We start from the raw sequence: 21,327 nt of genomic DNA, 5'->3' as shown, positions 1-21,327 counted from the left end.
TTGACTGTGAATAAAAAAGATGTTGGTCAGATATTTTGTTGTCATTTTGTAGATCATCTTACTTTCATTTGAGAGTCGCTTCACATTTTCACTTCTTAGTTGATCTTCGTTGTTGTATTTACCTTGCCACTTCGGATATGTTACCCGTAACAGTTACGGGTAACATTACAAAAAAGACTTAATATCTGCCTTAAAGGAGCATTCTATGAACGATACCCAATCCCTACACCATGTTTTCATCTTAATGGGGGTATCAGGCAGCGGTAAATCTGCGGTCGCAAGTGGTGTAGCACAACGTACAGGTGCTGCATTTTTGGACGGTGATTTCCTCCATCCTCGCTCAAATATTACTAAAATGGCATCAGGCCATGCTTTAAATGATGAAGATCGTAAACCTTGGCTACAAGCATTAAATGATGCCGCATTTGCAATGCAAAGAACCAATAGTGTTTCGTTAATTGTTTGTTCTGCATTGAAAAAACAGTATCGCGATATGTTAAGAGACGGCAATCAATGCCTGCACTTTTTATATTTAAAAGGTGACTATGCGCTGATTGAAAGTCGTTTAAAAGCGCGTAAAGGACACTTCTTTAAACCTCAAATGTTAGTGACACAATTTGAAACCCTAGAAGAGCCAACAACAGCTGAAAACGATGTGTATGAAATTGATATTTCAATGCCACTTGATGATGTGATTGAAAGTGTAATTAATAAGATAAATTCAGTCACTCAAGGGACTTTTGAAGGGGAAATGGTATGAGTACATTAACACTTGTGCTAACGGCAGTTGGCTCTGTTTTATTACTGCTCTTTTTTGTTATGTATGCACGTTTACATGCTTTTATTGCATTAATGATTGTTGCCATTGGTGCGGGTATTTTCTCAGGCATGCCTTTGGAAAAAATCACACAAACCATGCAAAACGGAATGGGAGGTACTTTAGGTTTCCTCTCTATTGTCGTCGCACTGGGAGCAATGTTTGGTAAGGTGCTACATGAAACAGGGGCATTAGACCAAATCGCAGTACGATTATTAAAATATTTTGGTGAGAAACGTGCCAACTACGCATTAGGTATCGCAGGTTTAATTTGTGCTCTACCTCTGTTCTTTGATGTAGCCGTTGTTTTATTAATTGGTGTTGTATTTGCTGTTGCTCGCCGTACAGGTGGCAATGTAGTGAAAATGGCAATCCCTTTATTTGCGGGTGTTGCAGGTGCTGCAGCCTTCTTATTACCGGGGCCAACACCGATGTTGTTAGCTGACCAGATGAACGCAGATTTTGGTTGGATGATCTTAATTGGTCTGTGTGCGGCTATTCCGGGAATGTTATTAGCAGGTCCTATCTTTGGTAACTTTATCAGCCGTTACGTTACCTTAGATTTACCAAAAGATTTGTCTGAACCAAGTTTAGGTCAGAACAAAATGCCTTCCTTTGGTTTCAGCCTTGCATTGGTGTTATTACCTTTAGTGTTAGTGGGATGCAAAACTATTGGTGCGCGTTTCGTTGAGAAAGGTTCAGAGCTGTATAACATTCTTGAATTTGTTGGCCATCCATTTATCGCTATTCTTGTCGCGTGTTTAGTGGCTATTTACGGCTTAGCAATCCGCCGTGGTATGAGTAAAGAAAAAGTGATGGAGATTTGTTCTGCTGCAATCCAACCCGCAGGGATCATTTTACTGGTAACAGGTGCTGGCGGTGTCTTTAAACAAGTGCTGGTAGATTCTGGTGTCGGCCCTGCATTGGGTAATGCTTTAATTGGTGCCGGTATGCCAATTGCAGTCGCATGTTTTATTTTGGCTGGTGCAGTGCGTGTTATTCAAGGTTCAGCAACAGTTGCTTGTTTAACTGCTGTCGGTTTAGTTTTGCCTGTTATCAATGAGCTGGGTTACAGCGGTGCTCAAATGGCTGCATTATCAATCTGTATTGCGGGTGGCTCTATTATTCTTAGCCACGTTAATGACTCTGGTTTCTGGCTATTTGGTAAATTTACAGGTGCAACAGAAGCTCAAACCTTAAAAACATGGTCATTAATGGAAACTATTCTTGGCACAACAGGTGCTGTGATCGGTATGATTTTCTTCACATTCCTTTGATATCTAATCTTTATTTTTCATATTATTAGCGCGTCCTTTGACGCGCTTTTTTCATTGCTATAAATGACTATCAAATATGACAGAAAATACCTTGTGTCTCATTAACCTATAGGTTTCTTTATTCGGTGGGCATATTGGGGTTGTCATATTATGGTTGACTATAATTCGCTTTTTATTAAACACACAGATTGTAATATTCACACAATCACACTTATACGTGATTCGATTTTAGCATCAAGCAATAAGCTACAAGATAAGCTTAATTTGCTCGATGAGATGGAACATCTATTTAGCAAGATGCTGGATAATTCCCGCTTATTAACTCAATTTTTAAATGAGGTTGATACCCATTTTACGCATAGCCGAGAAGAGATAGAAAATTTCTCTAGTTGGTTAAAAAAGATTAAAGAGAGCGCCAGCAATATCGATAGGCTTTCCAGTCAGGCGAATCTTTTATCGATAAATTCAGCGATTGAAGCAGGGCATATAGGGCGAGAAGGCGCGGGATTTTCAGTTTTAGCTCAAGAGATGAAAAAGTTGTCATTAGAAATCCAGAAACAAGCTTCTTCTATTGCCAGCATAAATAATAATTTAGGTGCTCGTTTTATTCCTGTTAAAGAAACGACAGAAAAAAACCAAGAACAGGTTCAACAAATCAAAATACAGGTAGAAGAAGGACATCAAAATTTAACGTCATTGTCAGAACAAGTGAGCGAGCTTAAACATATTTTTACTTTTATTTCGATGCAACAGTTTTTTAATACCGTCAAACTCGATCATGTTTTATGGAAAGAATCTATTTATATTCATTTATTAAATAATGATGATGAGCACTGTGTTAATCAACACACTGAATGCCGATTAGGGAAATGGTATTATCAAGGTGATGGTCGGAAATTTGCTGGTACAGAGGCTTTTCGTCGTTTAGAAGAGCCACATAAATTAGTACATGAATGTGGGCGTTTAGCGCTAAGTGCTAATATAAACGGTGATCAAGAAGCGGTAACTCAATATATAGAGCGAATGGAACAGGCCAGTGTCGATGTTATCAAGTATGTAGATGTTTTATTAAACTCAGTGAGTTACTAATTAGCTAAATAAAAACCAGAAATGCAAAAAGGAGCTTATCGCTCCTTTTTGTGTATTGAAAAGAGAGAACTAGCCTTTGTTCATTAATGTGTTCAATTGGCTATAAAGTGTGTTGGCACTGCTTTCATAACCTTCACGAGAAAGATGAACACCATCAGGTCTTGCTAAATCATACAATGCCCACGCTTTTATAGAGCACTCTCCACCCATATAGTCACGCCAATCCCAGAACAGCGTTTTCTCTTGTTGGGCAACTTCCTTTTGAATTCTGACTATATCACTTAGCCATTGAGGCTGTTGTGAACGGCAGTCAGGGGCTTCTTTATTTTTGATTGAGTCAGACGGCCCAATTAATAAAATAGCGCTATTAGGGGCTTGCTGGCGAATTTGGCGAATTTTATCTGTAAGTTGCTGGCGATAAGCATTTAAATCGAAAGTATCATTAAAGGCTTCGTTTGTACCATAAGCCAAAATAACCATATCAGGATGTAATTGTCCTAACGTTTCAGTCCACTGTACGCCCCATTTATCCATCATGTTAATAGTGGCACCGTTAATGCCTAATGAGGAAAGCATGACGCCAGGTTGTTGATTGGTGATCAACCAACCGCCTAATTTAACCGGCTGATTTTTGCTAACTGTAATGCTGACGGGGAATGTCATGGCTGTTGGATCCGAAAATTGCCATTTACCTTGTGTTTGCGATAGTGAAAGAACTTTACTTGTCGATGACTGTACATTCACTTGCGCTGTCGTTGGTGTTTTATAAAGTGCCTGTAATTGATAGCGCTGCTGAGTTACTGGGTTTTCAGATAACTGTAATTTTGCCCATTTAGCTTGAGGTTCACTAATAAAACCTCCTAATGGGAAATCAGGATCGCTATCTTTCCTGCTTGAAAGCAGTGCCCAAGCTTTTTTGTCACTTTGGTATTGTACGTTCGCAATACGCTGGCCTGCGATATTCGTCGGAGGGATAAAACCAATACCGCCATTACCATAGTCAGCCTGAAAACGTTCACGCAACTTACCACTGAAAAAATCAGCCGCAGTATGAGAATCCCCTAACTGAACGATATGCACAGTTTGGCGACCTTGCTGTAATTTCTTAACAAAGCCCGCAAAATGGGGATCATGGTAGTTATAAAGCTGTCTTGAACCATCAGCAGGTAATACTGTGGGTGTTGGGAGCTTTACTGTTTTTTCAGTGTCTTGGTTACAAGCAACTAAGAGCGAAACTAAAGTCAGTATGATTGAGCTACTGACTAAAGTTTTACGCTCAAGGATGTGCGTTATTTGTTTCATTTACAATAACCGTGTTTTTATCTTTTACATCATCGACTGCATTATCTTCTTTAATTTCTTCTTGAAGATGAATACGTGAGAATACGTGTTGAGCAATAATTTGCTGACCTTTTAAGCTAAAATGAATGCCATCACCGGCTCTTAACTTAACACGACTGCTGCCATCACCCATATAATCAGAATAAATATCTTTTTCATATTTAAACATATCATTGACGGAAAGGTAAATTTCGCCCATCTTCTCAGCTTCTTCACGGTAAAGTTTATCAAGATATGCCATACCTTCAGATAACTTCTGTTTACGCATATTAGGAGGCCCAACCCAAATCACCGTGACATTATTCTGTCTCGCATTTTCTATAATGCCTGCAATACGTGATCGGTAGGTAGATTCCCATGCTTCACTGGCAAATTTTAAGTAGCGTCCTCCGCCATCAGGCGGCATATCCCAAGGATCATTAGGGCCTAAAAAGACCACTAATAATTTGATGGAGTCGTCACTGGCTAAACGTGTCGCAATAGTTTGTGGCCAATTGAAAAAGCGTGGATAAGCAAGTCCTGTACTTTGTTTACTTAAATCGATACTGCTGATGTTGTAATCCGTTTGCAGTTGACGTTTAAGTAAAGGGGCAACACCTTGCATCATTGAATCGCCTGCAAATAACACTTTATCTTCTGGTGATAAGATAATTTCTGTTTTTGGGACGATAGGTTTTAAGGCTTCTAATGCCGCATCAGAGACGTCAGTAACAGAATGGTAAGGTAATCCACCCATTGCTTGTTTGCGCTCTAATAATTGAGGAAAGCGTTGCGTTAATTGAGTCGCTGGGCGTGTGTATCCATTAAAGAAGTGTAAGCCAACAGCAAAGCCTTCAGGAAGCTGCTCAGGGGCTGAGGTTTGCACTATTGGTTTAGCCTGATTATCAGGATGATTAACTTGTAGGTAATCTCCATAGCTTTCTACCGCAACGAATACGCCATCACGCAGTTGTCCACCCACTTGCCAAGCATAATAGTGAGAAAGCCCAGACCAAGGTGCAGGGCGATGATATTGTTGTTGCCAAAAACGCTCTAGTGATGTTTGGTTTAGCCAAATCAGAAAGAGGGTGCTGAATAGCACCATTAAGGCAACTTTTGCTGTCTTTTTTAAGTTTGAGCAGAAATCAAAAGCTGGCATAAATAAATCCTGGCACCCCATCTGGAGACAACATGAAAATAATCGTGAGGATCAACGCAAGTGGTAGTGGATAAACATACCACGGCACTCTTTTTTCAAGACGAGCCACAATATCCCTTAATGTAACAAAACAAGGGTAAAGTAAGAAAAGTCCCCAGAACATAAAGAGGGTTAAGCCTTCAGCTTGTAATGACGCCCAAGCACCTACACTAAAGAGTTGCTGTATTAAAACTAAAGCATCTCCCACGGTTTGGCTGCGGAAAAATATCCAAGCAAAGCAAACAAAGTGGAATGTGATTATCCATGACAACAACATATTTAATGACGATAAAGCACTTGGTGGGGCATTTTTCTTCGCTGGGAGAAGACGGTGTTTAATATTTAATAACACGACTCCAATCCCGTGAATAGCCCCCCAAATAATAAAGGTCATAGCAGCACCATGCCATAATCCAGAAATAACCATCGCGGCAAAGGCATTAAAGTTTTGTCTCATCACCCCTTTACGATTCCCCCCTAAAGGAATATAGACGTAATCACGAATAAAGGTAGATAAACTGATGTGCCAGCGACGCCAGAAATCAGCTAAGTTTATCGCTAAATAAGGCGCATTAAAGTTGCGAGGGACAACAAAGCCCAGCAATAAGGCAATACCTGTAACCAGATTAGTGTAACCAGAGAAATTGAAATAGATATGCCATGCATAGGCATAAATCGCCGTCAGCACTTGTCCGCTTTGCGCTAAATCGGGCGCATTAAATACCGGATCAACATAGTTTGTTGAGAACCAACCACTTAACCAAAAGAGTTTTGCGATAGCTAAAACAATCAGCATTATCGCCCCTTTATAATCAATGATTTTTCGTGTTGGAGCCTGAATTTGTGGAAGAAACTCTTTAGCGCGATTAATTGGCCCCGCGACTATGCTTGGGAAAAAGCATAAATAAAGAACGACATCCAAAAACGGTGCTTTAGGGATCTCTTTTCGGCAAACAGAAACCACATAACTTACCGAATGGAAAATATAGAAAGAGAGTCCTAATGGCGCAAGCAACTCAATAAGAGGCAGCTCAATACTGAGTCCCCATTGTTGGAATGCTTGTGTCAGCGTTTCTTGGAAGAATGAGTAATATTTAAAGGCAGTAAAATAGATCGCAACTAATAATCCTAATAGCCAGTATATAATTTTAGAGGATGTGTACTTAGTTAATATATTCGCCAGTAAATAAATAAAGAGAGTATAACTTAATAAGATAATCGCAGGACGATAATCCGCATAAAAGAGAAAAGCATAACTTACTGTTATCAGTAGGATATTTTGGATCTTAACGTGCTTTTTGAAGAGCCAGTATAGAACAAAAAAACTAACAAAGGCTCCGAGAAACTCGAATGAAAAAAAATTCATAAAGGGCTCTAAGGGTGTGATTTAAAAGTCATACCAAACGTGTTACCCCATATATTATGAATTCTAAGCAGGCTTTCAATCAAAAGATTATCTTGTGATAAATAAAAGCCACTTTTCTCTAGAAAGAAAAGTGGCTTTTTGTCAGATGAAAGCCTGCAAAGGCTTAACTATCTTGTTTCGACTGTAACTGAACTTGGGTGATCAGCTTTTTATTTGAGTCGAACATTTCGGTCAGATAATCGTTATAACTTGAACCCAATTCTGAGTAACCTTTCAAGTCAGTGATTAACTGGCGAGAGTCGAGTTGTTGCTGCGTCATTCTTTGCTGTGCTCTTGAGGAGCGCAATGAATTATAGGCGCGGTGCGTATTAAGATTACGCATATAAGCAATCACTGAGCCTTCAATATCAGGGTAGGCTGCATAGCCTTTGGTTTTCCCTGGAACGTTATTGCAAGACTGACTCCCACATCGCATACCGAATAGATTATTATTTTGTTGTGCCAACTTCGATGTTCCCCAGCCTGATTCCGTTGCAGCTTGCGTTGCGACAAAGTGTGTCGGAATAATATCAACGCGAGTCAGTAACGAATCCCAATTTACTTTTTTAGGGCTGGTACATGTGACGCCATAGTATTGACAGATTTCACGCAGTTTTTTTAAATCTGCGCTGCCCCAGTGCTGGGCTTTACGTTGAGCGGTTAACCACTCACGATCTCTCAAAATCTTATTATTAACATTGTCAATAATAGGAACTATGACATTTAAAAACGCTTTCTTACGCTGTGTTCCCGAAGGGTATCTTTTCAAATCTGGCAACGGTGTTGACGTGCTTTTGAAAGAATACGCCTGCAGTATCTGGGAACTGCTGGTACTGGTTGAAGCAAAACTTACACCAGTAAATAGTAGTGAAATCAAGAAAGCGAAGACGGCACTTGTCCTCATCAATTGAGAGGGCATTGCTTCTCCTCGTTTAACTGGATAAAAATCGAACGAATACTAGCAAATTACTTTTTTCATAGCTACAAAATATCGCCTCACATTAGGATAACTACGAGTGATTTGTTAAATAAATGTATAAGGTTTACTGGAAAGCCACGTTTTATAATCGCTTTTCTCCTTTAACAAAAAATGCTTTTTTGACGTAAACTTAAATTTATCTTATGTAAAAAGGTATGACTTAACCTAAATTTAGTAAAATTAAGCGTTTTTAATGTGTCAATTTTGTTTGTTATTTAGTCATTTTTTGTTGTTTTTGGTCTAGTTTTATTATCAATTTCACGCGCTTTTTCTGTTAAATCAGTAAAATCCACTTCACTCCAGTAGGTTTTAGGATGTGGTAAATTTCCCATTTCCTTTGTTGGCCAAAGCTGAAATTCTGCTAATTGTTCTAAAACGTAACCAGAATAAGCACTAGGTAAAGTGAGGTAGTGAGGGGGCGTTATTTCCTCGAAAGGTAACACTGGATACCGTTGGTCTGAGATATGATAATCACGCAATAAAACTAAGAATTTATCAGGTACACGTTGCTGACTATCCCACCATTGCCCATCAATCACATCAAACCATTGTTGCGTTAATTGGCGAGGTTGAGCCTCTAATTGGTAGAGCGCAGAGGGAATAATACCTTGCATTGATTGATTATATTGTTCAAGGCTGGTGGCATGACCCTTTAAGATAAGCGTAAGAGAAAGCCTTGCCCCAATTAAGTTGGAATAGAGATCTTCGGGTGAAAAGGCAGAAATACCTTCTGAAAAGCCTGGTACAGAGCGAAAACCATACCATTGTGCAATTTCATGCCATACCGCAAGGCGATAACCGAGGTGTGCGGCAAGATAGGCACTTAAGGTGTAACGCTCTAATTCGTTTTTAGGTGGCGTGAATGCGTTAAAGTGGATTTTACGTTGTGCCAACTCATCACTTAGCGTTAGCGTCCACTCTTGCCCTAATTTTGGGTAGATATGGCTAAAAAGATAATAAGTATAATCCGCCGTATCACGAATATGGGCGATATCAAGAAATCCCCCTTTATGAGAATAAATTAAGCCAGATTTTTCACTTCCTAAGCCCAATACTGCACCTGCACCTAACCAAAAACTGTCGTTATAACGATGATTACCCAATGCTGAGGCCTCAACAACGTTATCAATACGATAAAAAGGAATAGGGATTTCGAACGCTTTAACTTTTAAGTCGTAACCAAAGGCGCAACAAGGTCTTAAGCCGTTGGGTGCGGTTAATGGTGTGGGGGTTTGCCAAAGCTGTGTTGCTTCTTCATCGGTAACACTATCAAGATTGGCATGCAGAGATTTTACAGGAGTGACTTGAGTGCAACCTGCAATAAATAAGAAGAAGACAAAGGTGTTGATAAAAAGAAACCGCTTAAACATCAAAATGCTTCACCTACTTGAAAATAGAATCCTGTACTTTCTTTACCTATACCAAAATCGAGGCGCACATTCATACGTGGTTTAAATTCAAATCGATAACCCACACCGACACTCGGTAGCCAATGGCTTTTACCTAAATCACGCGCTTGGTCGCTTAACGTACCACCACCAACCCAAAGTGCAATGCCATGACGCCAATCGAGTTTTTGGCGGTATTCTAATTGGGTTGAAAACACATGATTATCTTGATATCGCCCTTCATAATAGCCTCGCATTTGGTGACCATTACTGAGTTTAGATAATTGGCTCCAAGGCACATCACCTGATGTAAAACGAGCATAACTATCAAATGCTAATACCGCATTATCACTTAAAGGATAATAGTAGTTATATTGTATCTGCGTCGCATTAAAACGATTATTACTGCCCGTATCCGGTGAATAATGGGTATAGCTGATATCAAAAGCCTGACCTTGATAAGCATTAGGCAAAAAGTCACGACTATCATAAGTAAAGCGAGCCGTTATTCCCGAGCTGGTTGAACGTAAAGGTAAATCATGTGCATTCATATAGTTTTTAAAGGGATAGTCGGGAGCGGCAGCTTGTAGATTGGAGTAATCCCACCCTAATCCTATATAGGTGTTTTTGGTAATTTGACGCAATAACGTGGGGGTTAGACGCAATTCTTGAGAGCGAAATTCGCCGAAATGATCTTTTACACGCCCTTCGTGATAACCCTTTCCCCAATAATTAGTGGGGACATTATTTAGTGTTCCAGTGAGATAAAAGCGCCATGTATCATCAGCCAGATAAGTGTAGTTGCTAAAGGTCATACCGAAAGCACCAGTTGATGAACCAAAGCCACTTAACGAAAGAGACGAGATTTTGCTATCAGGGCGACTATCCGCTTGATAAAGACCAACAAGGGCGATACCTACACCCAATTCTAGCTCTGGCGTATAAAATGGGCCCGGTAATACGCCCCAGTCGATAGTTTTACTGCGGTCAAAGTTATTTTCTCCCCCTAATCCAACTAGCCATTGGTCTATTTGTTGTCTATCGGGAAAGAGTTGTGCTTGTGCTGTGTGTGAAGTGAATAGGCTGGCAAATACCAGCCCAAAAATAAAAGGGTATTTAACCATTAAAAACGGAACTCACCTGAAATAAGGAAGCTATTACGATTATTAAAACCTACTTCGGTGATCACATTAAAGTTACGTGTCACTTCTAAACGCGCCCCTAAAATTTGATTCCATTTATGGGCAAGATGCTGTTCAACGTCGAATTTCATTCCATTCATAAAAGGTTTCATCCATGGTTTTTCAATTTCGCCAGGAAGGCTAAGTTTGCTTACATCACCTTTAAAACGCTGGGTAATATCTTGATACATTGCACCCGTCCACACTTGTAATTTGGTATTACCTTGCCCTGTAATTAGCGGTTCAAAAATAAACTCATAACCTACACGAGGCGTGATCACGAGCGCTTTAATATCCCCATCAAGGATATCAAGATTGGTTTTGGTATAGTTTAAGTCAAAAGTACCAAAAAATTGGTTATAACCTCCCGCTAAAGTAAAACCACCACCATAAGATTTACCTTCATAATCCAAATTAAAAGGAACATCTGTTGCAAGAGGAGCGCCAAAACCAATAGATTTTAATTGAGCTGTAGATGTTCCTTTGGTTTTACCATAAATCCCATAAACATTCATAAATGGGAAAACCCAAGTATCGAGTTTTAGCATATGAGATTCATTGCTACTACGCGTATGTCCAACATCAATAAGTAATTGTGAAAGGATCCCCTGTATAACTGCGTTATTAGAACTAAACCCGATTTTATCAACAACCACGTCCTGACGTAGATTCATATAGTTATAACCAATACCAAAAGGCTCTGGAATATCATAACCGCGGGCACGAGCTTCATCGCCCCAAATGGGTAAAACACGAGATTGGCTTGCTGGGGTACGAGTATCTAATGAACCTTCATTATTTAAAGCAGTACCACCGGATTGGCTAACACTTAAAGAAAGCATTGGGCGATCGCTATCCGCGTAAGAAAAGCCAGTCGCAAGAAGAGAGGTGGTTAATACCACCTTATTTAAATTGGAAAAGTTCATACATAACCCACAGAAAATTAAAAAAGTAAGTAGTAAAAGAATAGTCAGAAATTTTAATCTTTTTCTTATTAATGATCACCAGCTATAAGTGCGATATACAGTAATTGATACTTGCATTTCGCATTATTGTAGTATTATTAAGGGATTATTAAGTAAATACCCCTATTTTCCCTAAGAAAACCTTAATAAAACTAGTCGATTAAAATTATAAAAAAGGAATGATAACTCTTCTTTTAATTATTACTGTTTTATTTCTCTCGATATTACTGATGAAATTAACATCGAAATAAGCTATTTCGGTGATAAACCGTTATGATAATAGTTGCCTTATATGGACTCTTTTAATAAAGGAACGTTATGACTTATCAAGAGCTTTATCAGTACGCTATTTTTATGCTGTCTCGTCGTGATTACAGTACAAACGAATTGCAACGTCGAATTGAACGCCGAATTCGTGAAACTGAGAAAGATTCACCGACGGCTCCCGAATGTTTGCCTCAAGTGATCGAACGTTTACTTGAAAGTCAGTATCTCGATGACAATCGAACTATTTATAGTTTCTTTCGCAGTTATTTAAATAAATCCTATGGGCCGTTACGTATTCGCCAAGAGTTACGCCTAAAAGGATTTCCTAGCGAAATTATTGAACGTGTATTAGAAGAAACAGATACTGATTGGTACGCACTTTGCCAAAATCTTAAAGAGAAAAAATTCGGTACAGCTAAACCCAAAGATTTTAAAGAGAGAGCCAAGCAAATTCGCTATCTACAATATCGTGGATTTACCTCTGATTATATCAATTCGCTGTTTTAATTGATTAACGTAGTGTCATTGCAATATCAGCTATTTTTATCATTATGTAAAATAGATATTCTTGTGTATATAAATCAATCGACTTGATGTTTTTATAGGGGGAGTCAAGCGTAAAAAATAAAATAATAAGATCAAACTCTTTTCTTACGGGGTTATTTTCTTATATATATGATATTTAACTTAAGGTGATATTGTTATTAATAAATACTTATTTTAAATTATTTAGGCAATGGAAAGTAATAATTTTTAATAGGGAAATCTATTTTATGTTTAGTCATTTTTTTCTATTTTTAATTTCTTTATTTTTATTTCTACAATAAATTGTATATCTAATAAATATTAAATTACCGTGTTAGTCTCATTTTAATATTAAAATAAACCGCGATATTGCTCACAAATATAAATAAATGCATGTTTAATTATCTTTTTTTGACTAGTATATATTGTGATTGATGCAATCATTATATTTAAAAACACTTATTAATAATTATGAGGCTTTATTATGAAGAAAAATAAACTTATGGTATTCACTGCAACATTATTACTATCATCAGCGGGTTTTATTTCAACAGCGTCAGCTGATGTGACGTTAAAACATGGCTATATTGATGTCCCTCCGAGCAGAGCTTTTCTTTGTTCAGCAAAAGGGAAAAATTTAAATAAAGATTGTGGTCCAATACAGTATGAACCTCAATCAATTGAAGGGCTAAAAGGCTTTCCTAACGATGGGCCTGCTGATGGTCAAATTGCTAGTGGTGGAAAAGAGGCTTTTTCTGCTTTAAATGAACAAAGTGCTGATCGCTGGCATAAAGTAGCAATGAAAAGTGGAGAAAATACCTTTAAATGGACATTAACCGCTAAACACAGTACAGCTTCATGGCAATTCTTTATTACCAAACCAGAGTGGGATGTAAATAAACCACTGACTCGTGCTGATTTTGATTTAACACCATTTTGCCAACAAGATGATAATGGGAAAATACCAACAGCAACCGTAGAATTAAACTGTAATATACCAGAACGTTCAGGTTATCAGGTTATTTTAGGCGTTTGGAATATTGCAGATACAGGCAATGCATTTTATCAAGTCATTGATGCTGACTTTAAAAAATAATCAATTTAACGTAATAGAAGAAATTATTTAATATCAATAATGGTATTGTACTCAATCTTATTTATTTTAAATTATAAATAGATCATAAATCCGAATTCTAAATTTGGATCAGAGTTAGTGTTTTTTATTAACTAGAAACTATAATCATTTATTATTGTTATTTAATTAATAGCGCCTCTACTCGGGCGCTATTTTTATTGGAACCACTAGAAATCCATCGCGCACAATGCTACTTTTTACGTTATACCTATAATTATTTAGCTTAAAAACCAACATTATTGAGGCGCGATTATGGAAATTTATTTAGATACAGCGGATATCGAAGAAGTCAGAAAACTCTCTCAAGTTCTTCCTATTGCAGGTGTCACTACCAATCCGTCTATTATTGCTAAATCAGCACAAGATATTGAAACGTTGTTACCTGAGTTAAAAGCGGCTATGGGTGGTAAAGGTCGGGTATTTGCACAGGTCATTGCCAGTGATGTCGATACCATGATTGAAGAAGCATTGCGTATCGGAAATATTGCGGATAATACCGTGATTAAAATTCCTGTTACAGAAGCAGGGCTTGTCGCTATTAAACAATTAAAGCAAAAAAATATGCTGGTATTGGGCACTGCAATTTACAGTGTGTCTCAAGGGTTAATGGCGGCATTAGCAGGCGCTGATTATATTGCTCCTTATGTGCATCGAATGGATAGACAAGGCTCTGATGGCGTAAGAGTGGTAAAAGAGTTACAAACTCTAATTACTATGCATAATTTACCCACAAAAATCCTAGCAGCGAGTTTTAAAACACCACGACAAGTGGTCGATTGTTTATTAGCAGGCGCTTCTTCAGTGACATTACCGATTGAGCTTGCTTACTCTATTATTCGTTCTCCGGTTGTGGATGATGCGGTAAATAGATTCGCCGATGATTGGCAAACTGCATTTGATCGTCGCCTTCTTTAGTAGGATCTACTTAGATGTTATATGATCAAGCGCTATTCTATTTATATAGCGCTTAATTGATATTTATTTGAGATAAGCGTAAATGAGTCTTATTTGAAATAATATTTCATTATTTTTAAATGAAAATAAATAGATAATCTTTATTGAAATAATCTTCTTTTATTAGTGATTTTAAATAGAGCGATCATCTGCTTATTTTTGCTAATTTTATAGGATTATATTATAGATGTATGATTTATAATTATTATTATCTGGTCTGATTATTGATAATATAATAGATAAATGGGTATTAAAATTAAATTCTTTCCTATCACTCTATTTAATCTTTAATTTTTCTAATGAATATTTTATAGGCCTATCAGCAAGCGAAGATAAACAATTATTGATTTATATCTAATAATAAGCCACCTTTCTGGCAATCTAAATTAAAATCTATTATTATAATCTTAGTCTATAAATGGATTATTAATATAATCTATTTCTTTTTTATTTTGTTGATTAAAATGCTTTTAAAATCAATGTGATAAATCATGTTTTTAATGGTGTGTTTTATATTTTAATATTTAATTGATTTTTTGTTTTTACTCGGTTTAATTGTTATTACTTTTGATTTAATAACAAAATAATAAATTGTGACTGACGTGTTAATTAAAGAGTTTGGTTGTTAAAAATAAACTAAGTATTATTTTGATGAGTCTGTTAACTTATCAAATTAACAGGGAAAACCGATACTCCGCGGTGCAATGATAATTAACATATATAGTTATTATCTTTATTTAGCGATAAATAAAATTTCATTTGTGATATTGGAGTAATTATGTGTGAAGAATACATGAGTAAGCCACTCTATCTGTCAATTGCTGACTGGGTTCAAGAGCAAGAACGTTGGGTAAGTGCAAAGGAAATTGCAAAAAAATTCGATATTCCTCAATGCAATGCAATTAATATCGTTTCTTACATTCTTTCTGATGTAAAAGAAATTGAGTGTGAAACGAAAAGTGTACCTAACCAACTAGAAGGTAGAGGCTGTCAGTGCCAACGGATGATCAAAGTCAGTCATATTGATCCTCAAGTTTATTCACGTTTAAAAGGCCATATTCAAGAAAAAAGTAGTCAAAGTTCTCCTGAAAAATTAGCAGCGATGATCCCTCATGGATTGAACCATGAGCAAAAATGGCAATGGATGTTGTCAAAATCTCAACGTCGCTAATTTACGTGACTTCCTTTCATGCTAAATAATTTGAATAATGACGACAGGCGCTCACAACGCCTGTCGTAGTTTGTTACTGACCTTTCGGCTTTACATCTGTTGTACCGTGTAAACGCGGGCGATTAGGTTCTGGTGCAGTTAATGGCGTAGTTTCAACTAAATTTTGACGACAACGAACAGCCAAGTCTTGATATTCGCGTGTGTTCATACGCTTCCATTCCATGTCATTATCAGTAATATCCCGCACATGTTTTGCAGGGCTACCAATCAGCATTTGCCGAGATTGTCCTTGAAAGCCTGCTTTTACAAAGCTCATGGCGGCAACAATACTTTCTTCGCCAATCACTGCACCATCCATAATCACGCTGTTCATACCCACTAAGCTGTCACGCCCGATAATGCAACTGTGGAGAATTGCACCGTGTCCAATATGCCCATTTTCTCTAACAATGGTATCCATATCGGTATAACCGTGCATGATACAGCCGTCTTGAAGGTTGGCACCTGCTTCAACAATCAAGCGCCCATAATCCCCTCTTAGTGATGCCAAGGGGCCGATATAAACACCCGCACCGATAATCACATCACCAATTAATACAGCAGATGGATGAACATAAGCTGTTGGATGAACCACAGGAATAAGACCTTCAAACGCGTAGATACTCATCAGTTTTCCTCTTTGTTGTATTATCGAGATTAACGATAACTATCGACCTTTCCACTCAGGTGCGCGTTTTTCAGCAAAGGCTAATGGGCCTTCTGTGGCGTCTTCTGAATGTAAAACACTTGGGTAATGTTTTAGCACACCACTGCGCATGAGCTTGTAACCTTCCTCAATAGAAAGTTCGCTGGTAGCGCGGTAAATCTCTTTTAATGCAGCAACAGCCAGTGGGGCACTGTTGGCAATTTGGTCTGCAAGCTCGCGTGCGCTGTCCATAAGTTCAGCGGAGCTGACAACACGGTTTGCAATACCCCAACGCAGCGCTTCATCGGCATTCATGCGACGACCTGTCATCAACATCTCATTGACGATAGCGGGTGGTAAACGTTTAGGTAAACGCAGAACACCGCCGCTGTCAGGTACAATACCTAACTGTGCTTCAGGTAAAGCAAAAGAAGCATTGTCTGAACAAACCATCATGTCGGCAGCAAGTGCTAATTCAAAACCACCACCAAAAGCATAGCCGTTAACCGCAGCAATGACAGGTTTATCCAGATTGAAAAGCTCAGTTAAACCCGCAAAACCACCAGCACCAAAGTCAGCATCAGGTGCTTCACCTTCAGCCGCTGCTTTTAAATCCCATCCTGCAGAGAAAAAGCGTTCACCTGCACCTGTAATAATCGCGACACGTAAGTTAGGATCATCACGAAAACGCAGAAAAACTTCGCCCATTTCATGGCTTGTTTTCGCATCAATAGCATTCGCTTTTGGTCTGTCTAATACAATTTCAAGTACTGAACCACGAGTTGTTAGGTGTAATGACTGGCTCATGTTGTATTCCTTTTCGTCATCAAAAATAAGCATTTATGATTGAGGTTATTAATTTGTGGTTAAACCTACCTATGTCTTATTTCAAATGCTTTTTAATCACTTTTCCTGAGCAGTTACGAGGTAAGCCATCTCTAAATTCAACTTCAGAGGGGACTTTGAATTTCGCCATATTTTGCTCACAGAAATGGAAGAACTCTTCTTTACTCAAGGTCTCATTTTCAACCAGTACAACAAATGCTTTGATCGCTTCATCGCGAATGTTGTCAGGGACACCAATTACAGCCACATCTTGAATTTTAGGATGTGAAGAAATGATGTTTTCAATCTCAACACAAGAGACATTCTCTCCACCGCGTTTGATCATATTGCAGCTACGATCAACGAAATAGAAAAAGCCTTCATCATCACGATAACCATAATCACCAGTATGTAACCAACCATCAGGCTCTAAGGCTTTTGCTGTAGCATCAGGTCGGTTGTAATACTCTTTAAAAATAGTTTTTCCGGGTTCGCCTTTTACGCAAATTTCACCTACAACTCCATCAGGGACTTCATTATTTTGTTTGTCCCTGATTTGAGCTTGATAGCAAAAACCAGGTCTACCAATTGAGGGCCAACGGCGTTTATCGCCGGGTCTGTCACCAATTAAACCAACAATGGTTTCTGTCATGCCATAAGAGGTGAGTAATCGCACGTTAAAGCGTTCAAGGAAGGCATCTTTTTCTTCGTCAGCAAGATTGAGGTAAAACATCACTTCACGTAATTTGTGTTGCTTTTCTTCTGATGAAACAGGTTGAGCCATTAAGGTTCTCATCATCATTGGAATACATTCCGCGACCGTTGCTTGGTATTTAAGGATCTGTTTCCAAAAGGCTCTGGCACTGTATTTTTCTAACAATACAAAGGTGGCCCCCACAGAAAATGCGGCGAGTGATGCAGTGCATTGGCAGTCAATATGAAAGGCAGGCATAACCGTAAGATAAATGTCGTCTTCACGTAATGCGTTTTGCCATGATGAGTAATAACCCGCAAAGCGTAGGTTATAGTGTGTGATAACTACGCCTTTAGGTTGAGACGTTGTTCCTGAGGTAAAAAGAATTTCAGCAGTGTCATCCACACTTAATGGTGTGTGATGATTAAGCGTAACAGGGTGCTTGGCTTTCTCTTTTAAAAAGTCGATAACGCCTTTTTCAGCAGGCAGACTGTTTTCTGTTATTAAAAACAGTTGCGTTAAAGGGCATTGTTCATCCTGCAACATAGGTTGGTAAATAGGATAGAAATTATCGCGAGTGATCACGTAATGAGCTTGGCAGTGATTGATTATCCATGCGCTCTCTTCATACATAAAGCGCGCATTAATTGGCACCATAACAGCGCCAATTTTTGCCAAGCCAAACCAGCAAAAGAAAAACTCAGGACAGTTATCAAGATGTAAGGCAACGTGATCGCCTTTTTTTATGCCACCAGCATGAAAAAGATTTGCGGTTCTATTTATCTCTTCATTTAATTCACTGTAGCTAAATTGTCTCACTTGTCCTTGTGCGGATTCAAAAATTAGCGCTGTTTTTGTACCATAAACCTCTGCCAAATCATCCCACATCTGACGTAAGTTTTGTTTGCCAATCACATCCATTAAACTGTTACCCTATCTTTTGCTGTAAATTCAGACATGCTTTATGCCTACACAAGGCCTGAATTTTACAGTGTTACTTTACGATTTTAGCCAGTCCCTTATCGACCAGCCCCCTGATTTGTTCTTCGCTATAACCGATATTTTTCAAAATCGCGTTTGTATCCATGCCGTGAGATGGCATACCACGCCATATTTTTCCCGGATTATTTTTGAATTTAGGCATCACATTCGGCCCTTTGCAGGTTTCGCCATTCATGGTTTGCCATTCGGTAATCGATTCACGCGCGACATATTGCGGATTGTCTTCAAGCTCTGGAATAGTCAGCACTTTAGCGCTAGCAATATTGAGTTCTGAAAGACGTTTGAGTACTTCTGTGATGGGTTGCTTAGCTAGCCATTCATCTAATTTGTCTTCAAATAATTGACCATGAGGGCAATTAATACGGTGAATAAGTTGAGTGCCTTCAGGCACTTCCGGTGTACCAAGCAGATGAGCAAGTCCGATATCTTTGAAGATTTCTTGAATTTGAGTGATACCGACAACTTCCATCACGATATAACCATCTTGGCAACGGTAAAGCCCACAACCGGCATAGTACGGATCTTTCCCTTTGGTCATACGAGGGCAGATTTCGCCACCATTGAAATAATCCATCATGAAGTATTGCCCCATACGCAACATTACTTCATACATAGCAATATCAATACTTTCGCCTTTGCCTGTTTGTTGAACTTTATACAGTGCCGCTAACGCAGAAGTGGTTGCGGTCATCCCTGAGAAATAGTCTGCGGTATAAGGGAAGGCTGGCATTGGCTGATCTTTGTCACCGTTTTGAATAAGGTAACCACTGAAAGCCTGAGCAATGGTGTTATAAGCGGGTAAGTTGGTATATTGCGGATCGCCATATTGACCAAAACCCGATAAATGAGCGATAACTAATTTAGGGTTATGTTCCCATAATACTTCATCCGTAATACCGCGACGTGCAAAGGCAGGGCCTTTACTTGCTTCGATAAAGATGTCGGTTGTTTCCATTAATTTTAGGAACGCATCACGACCTTCGTCTTTAAAGATATTTAACGATAGTGCATGAAGATTACGGCGAGAAAGTTGAGGGTAGTGAGGTTGAACGCGAATGGTGTCAGCCCATGCAACGTTTTCAATCCAAATCACTTCAGCTCCCCATTCTGCGAACATTTGTCCTGCGAATGGCCCTGCAATTTCAATTCCTGAAAACACAACACGAACCCCTGAAAGTGGGCCGAATTGTGGCATTGGTAAATGTTCTGTCATAGCATCACCTCGTAAGTGGTCTGAGTGAAAACCCTCTCATCATTTGATGAGAGAGTTATTCGTGATTAATTAGCGATACTGTTTAAGTACTGAACGTCCTAATGTCAGGATCTGCATTTCATCAGAACCACCAGATACACGGTCAACACGAAGGTCACGCCAGAAACGAGAAATACGGTGCTCGCCAGCAATACCGACACCACCAAGCACTTGCATTGCACTATCAACTACTTCAAACGCCGCATTTGCACAGAAGTATTTACACATAGCTGCATCACCAGAAGTGATTAAGTTGTTGTCACTCTTCCATGCAGTTTCATATAACATGTTGCGCATTGAATTGAGTTTGATCGCCATATGAGCGAATTTTTCTTGAATAAGTTGGAAACGGCCGATAGCTTCACCAAATTGCACACGTTGGTTGGCATAACGCGCTGCATCTTCAAATGCACACATCGCTGTACCGTAGTTAGTGAGTGCCACTAAAAAACGCTCGTGGTCGAACTCTTCTTTCACACGGTTAAAGCCGTTACCTTCACGACCAAACATGTCTTTTTCTTCAAGTTCAACGTTGTCGAAAGTGATTTCACAGCAGCTATCCATACGTAAACCTAGTTTTTCTAACTTGTTTACTTTGATACCCGGTTTGCTCATATCCACAAACCATTCAGTGAAGATAGGTTTATCTGGAGACGCTGAATCACGGCTCATCACAACAACGTAAGGGGTATAGGCACTACTAGTGATAAAGCACTTGCTACCATTGAGGTAAACTTTGCCATCTTTACGGGTATAAGTAGTTTGTAAGCTACCTACGTCAGAGCCTGCGCCGGGTTCTGTAATTGCAGAGTTCCACATCTGTTTACCCGTACCGCGGAACGCCATAATTTTATCAATTTGCTCTTGAGTCCCTTCACGCAAGACGGTGTTAAATCCACCCGGCAATTGATAAAGCACGTAAGTTGGCGCACCTAAGCGACCTAATTCCATCCAGATTGCCGCAACAGTAACAAAACCTGCATTTAAGCCACCGTGCTCTTCAGGGATAAGCAGATTGTCAATTTCCATATCCGCTAAGGCTTTGACAAAACGTTCTGGGTATTTACTTTCGCGATCACACTGTGCGAAATAAGCTTCCCAGTTTTCACTGGCCATTAATTCGCGGACACCGTCAACAAACAGTTCCTGCTCATCATTCAATCTAAAATCCATGTTAATAACCTCTTAATATGTCATT

Annotated in this window: 19 protein-coding genes; 7 read left to right on the top strand and 12 right to left on the bottom strand. The window is 38.9% G+C overall.

The genetic code is table 11. The features are described 5' to 3' along the window. Positions 1–205: 205 nt before the first annotated feature. From gntK to DK857_RS13175, 3 genes are all read left to right on the top strand, one after another. Positions 206–760 carry a gluconokinase gene (gntK, locus tag DK857_RS13185; RefSeq protein WP_109402403.1) on the top strand — a complete coding sequence of 185 codons (555 nt, stop codon included), beginning with the start codon at positions 206–208 and terminating at the stop codon, positions 758–760. Beyond that, a complete protein-coding gene (gene gntU, locus DK857_RS13180; RefSeq protein ID WP_109394911.1) occupies positions 757–2,094 on the top strand; it encodes a gluconate transporter in 1,338 nt (445 codons plus the stop codon). Before gntK ends, gntU begins: the two co-directional genes overlap by 4 nt. A 150-nt stretch (positions 2,095–2,244) precedes the next feature. Next, positions 2,245–3,183, top strand: coding sequence for a methyl-accepting chemotaxis protein (locus DK857_RS13175; protein ID WP_109402402.1), 939 nt, complete (start codon positions 2,245–2,247; stop codon positions 3,181–3,183). Between the two features lie 69 nt (positions 3,184–3,252). Here DK857_RS13175 and DK857_RS13170 read toward each other — a convergent pair whose 3' ends face one another. From DK857_RS13170 to DK857_RS13140, 7 genes are all read right to left on the bottom strand, one after another. Next, complete coding sequence (locus DK857_RS13170; RefSeq protein WP_109402401.1) at positions 3,253–4,485, bottom strand: SGNH/GDSL hydrolase family protein; 1,233 nt, start codon at positions 4,483–4,485, stop codon at positions 3,253–3,255. Next, a complete protein-coding gene (locus tag DK857_RS13165) occupies positions 4,460–5,662 on the bottom strand; it encodes an SGNH/GDSL hydrolase family protein (RefSeq protein WP_098941820.1) in 1,203 nt (400 codons plus the stop codon). Before DK857_RS13165 ends, DK857_RS13170 begins: the two co-directional genes overlap by 26 nt. Continuing rightward, a complete protein-coding gene (locus DK857_RS13160; RefSeq protein ID WP_109402400.1) occupies positions 5,649–7,067 on the bottom strand; it encodes an MBOAT family O-acyltransferase in 1,419 nt (472 codons plus the stop codon). The genes DK857_RS13165 and DK857_RS13160 overlap by 14 nt, the downstream gene beginning before the upstream one ends. Positions 7,068–7,230: 163 nt before the next feature. After that, positions 7,231–8,025 carry a protein bax gene (locus DK857_RS13155; RefSeq protein ID WP_109394918.1) on the bottom strand — a complete coding sequence of 265 codons (795 nt, stop codon included), beginning with the start codon at positions 8,023–8,025 and terminating at the stop codon, positions 7,231–7,233. 275 nt (positions 8,026–8,300) lie between these two features. Beyond that, entirely contained in the window at positions 8,301–9,455 is a 1,155-nt protein-coding gene (locus DK857_RS13150) for a DUF4056 domain-containing protein (protein ID WP_109394920.1), read from the bottom strand. Further along, positions 9,455–10,597, bottom strand: coding sequence for a BamA/TamA family outer membrane protein (locus DK857_RS13145; RefSeq protein WP_109402399.1), 1,143 nt, complete (start codon positions 10,595–10,597; stop codon positions 9,455–9,457). Before DK857_RS13145 ends, DK857_RS13150 begins: the two co-directional genes overlap by 1 nt. After that, positions 10,597–11,580 (bottom strand): hypothetical protein, encoded by a 984-nt coding sequence (locus DK857_RS13140; protein WP_109402398.1) that lies wholly within the window; start codon positions 11,578–11,580, stop codon positions 10,597–10,599. Before DK857_RS13140 ends, DK857_RS13145 begins: the two co-directional genes overlap by 1 nt. A gap of 357 nt (positions 11,581–11,937) precedes the next feature. Here DK857_RS13140 and DK857_RS13135 point away from each other — a divergent pair, with 357 nt between their 5' ends. The 4 genes from DK857_RS13135 (at position 11,938) to caiF (ending at position 15,671) form a co-directional block, all read left to right on the top strand. Beyond that, on the top strand, positions 11,938–12,393 hold the full coding sequence (locus DK857_RS13135; protein ID WP_109402397.1) for a regulatory protein RecX: 456 nt from the start codon (positions 11,938–11,940) through the stop codon (positions 12,391–12,393). Positions 12,394–12,895: 502 nt separating this feature from the next. Continuing rightward, entirely contained in the window at positions 12,896–13,507 is a 612-nt protein-coding gene (locus DK857_RS13130; RefSeq protein ID WP_109394928.1) for a lytic polysaccharide monooxygenase, read from the top strand. 291 nt (positions 13,508–13,798) lie between these two features. Beyond that, the gene (fsa, locus tag DK857_RS13125) at positions 13,799–14,461 is read left to right on the top strand and encodes a fructose-6-phosphate aldolase (RefSeq protein WP_109394930.1); all 663 of its coding nucleotides are present in this window, start codon (positions 13,799–13,801) and stop codon (positions 14,459–14,461) included. Between the two features lie 817 nt (positions 14,462–15,278). Further along, positions 15,279–15,671, top strand: coding sequence for a carnitine metabolism transcriptional regulator CaiF (caiF, locus tag DK857_RS13120; RefSeq protein ID WP_088494508.1), 393 nt, complete (start codon positions 15,279–15,281; stop codon positions 15,669–15,671). A gap of 73 nt (positions 15,672–15,744) precedes the next feature. On the opposite strand, the gene caiE is transcribed toward caiF, so the two are convergent. The 5 genes from caiE to caiA all read right to left on the bottom strand — a co-directional run bounded on the left by caiE (position 15,745) and on the right by caiA (position 21,302). Beyond that, the gene (gene caiE, locus DK857_RS13115) at positions 15,745–16,338 is read right to left on the bottom strand and encodes a carnitine operon protein CaiE (protein ID WP_109402396.1); all 594 of its coding nucleotides are present in this window, start codon (positions 16,336–16,338) and stop codon (positions 15,745–15,747) included. A 39-nt stretch (positions 16,339–16,377) separates the two neighbouring features. Then, positions 16,378–17,163, bottom strand: coding sequence for a crotonobetainyl-CoA hydratase (gene caiD, locus DK857_RS13110; RefSeq protein WP_098941836.1), 786 nt, complete (start codon positions 17,161–17,163; stop codon positions 16,378–16,380). A 76-nt stretch (positions 17,164–17,239) separates the two neighbouring features. Continuing rightward, the gene (gene caiC, locus DK857_RS13105; RefSeq protein ID WP_109402395.1) at positions 17,240–18,796 is read right to left on the bottom strand and encodes a crotonobetaine/carnitine-CoA ligase; all 1,557 of its coding nucleotides are present in this window, start codon (positions 18,794–18,796) and stop codon (positions 17,240–17,242) included. 73 nt (positions 18,797–18,869) lie between these two features. Beyond that, entirely contained in the window at positions 18,870–20,090 is a 1,221-nt protein-coding gene (gene caiB, locus DK857_RS13100) for an L-carnitine CoA-transferase (RefSeq protein WP_109402394.1), read from the bottom strand. A gap of 69 nt (positions 20,091–20,159) precedes the next feature. Further along, positions 20,160–21,302: a crotonobetainyl-CoA dehydrogenase gene (gene caiA / locus DK857_RS13095; RefSeq protein ID WP_023582983.1), complete on the bottom strand. Its 1,143-nt coding sequence runs from the start codon at positions 21,300–21,302 to the stop codon at positions 20,160–20,162. Positions 21,303–21,327 lie beyond the last annotated feature (25 nt).

The sequence above is a fragment of the Proteus terrae genome, assembly GCF_003144325.1.
Taxonomy (GTDB): Bacteria; Pseudomonadota; Gammaproteobacteria; order Enterobacterales; family Enterobacteriaceae; genus Proteus; species Proteus terrae.
The sequence above is the reverse complement of the archived record's forward strand: the minus strand, read 5'-3'. Positions and strand labels throughout refer to the sequence as shown.

Excerpts from the sequence above, each read along its gene's own strand:
- gntU (WP_109394911.1), top strand. The coding sequence starts at position 757 with ATGAGTACATTAACACTTGTGCTAACGGCAGTTGGCTCTGTTTTATTA.
- caiA (WP_023582983.1), bottom strand. The coding sequence starts at position 21,302 with ATGGATTTTAGATTGAATGATGAGCAGGAACTGTTTGTTGACGGTGTC.
- DK857_RS13130 (WP_109394928.1), top strand. The coding sequence starts at position 12,896 with ATGAAGAAAAATAAACTTATGGTATTCACTGCAACATTATTACTATCA.
- DK857_RS13145 (WP_109402399.1), bottom strand. The coding sequence starts at position 10,597 with ATGGTTAAATACCCTTTTATTTTTGGGCTGGTATTTGCCAGCCTATTC.
- caiE (WP_109402396.1), bottom strand. The coding sequence starts at position 16,338 with ATGAGTATCTACGCGTTTGAAGGTCTTATTCCTGTGGTTCATCCAACA.
- DK857_RS13140 (WP_109402398.1), bottom strand. The coding sequence starts at position 11,580 with ATGAACTTTTCCAATTTAAATAAGGTGGTATTAACCACCTCTCTTCTT.
- caiD (WP_098941836.1), bottom strand. The coding sequence starts at position 17,163 with ATGAGCCAGTCATTACACCTAACAACTCGTGGTTCAGTACTTGAAATT.
- fsa (WP_109394930.1), top strand. The coding sequence starts at position 13,799 with ATGGAAATTTATTTAGATACAGCGGATATCGAAGAAGTCAGAAAACTC.
- caiF (WP_088494508.1), top strand. The coding sequence starts at position 15,279 with ATGTGTGAAGAATACATGAGTAAGCCACTCTATCTGTCAATTGCTGAC.
- caiC (WP_109402395.1), bottom strand. The coding sequence starts at position 18,796 with ATGGATGTGATTGGCAAACAAAACTTACGTCAGATGTGGGATGATTTG.
- DK857_RS13170 (WP_109402401.1), bottom strand. The coding sequence starts at position 4,485 with ATGAAACAAATAACGCACATCCTTGAGCGTAAAACTTTAGTCAGTAGC.
- DK857_RS13155 (WP_109394918.1), bottom strand. The coding sequence starts at position 8,025 with ATGCCCTCTCAATTGATGAGGACAAGTGCCGTCTTCGCTTTCTTGATT.
- DK857_RS13135 (WP_109402397.1), top strand. The coding sequence starts at position 11,938 with ATGACTTATCAAGAGCTTTATCAGTACGCTATTTTTATGCTGTCTCGT.
- gntK (WP_109402403.1), top strand. The coding sequence starts at position 206 with ATGAACGATACCCAATCCCTACACCATGTTTTCATCTTAATGGGGGTA.
- DK857_RS13150 (WP_109394920.1), bottom strand. The coding sequence starts at position 9,455 with ATGTTTAAGCGGTTTCTTTTTATCAACACCTTTGTCTTCTTCTTATTT.
- caiB (WP_109402394.1), bottom strand. The coding sequence starts at position 20,090 with ATGACAGAACATTTACCAATGCCACAATTCGGCCCACTTTCAGGGGTT.
- DK857_RS13165 (WP_098941820.1), bottom strand. The coding sequence starts at position 5,662 with ATGCCAGCTTTTGATTTCTGCTCAAACTTAAAAAAGACAGCAAAAGTT.
- DK857_RS13175 (WP_109402402.1), top strand. The coding sequence starts at position 2,245 with ATGGTTGACTATAATTCGCTTTTTATTAAACACACAGATTGTAATATT.
- DK857_RS13160 (WP_109402400.1), bottom strand. The coding sequence starts at position 7,067 with ATGAATTTTTTTTCATTCGAGTTTCTCGGAGCCTTTGTTAGTTTTTTT.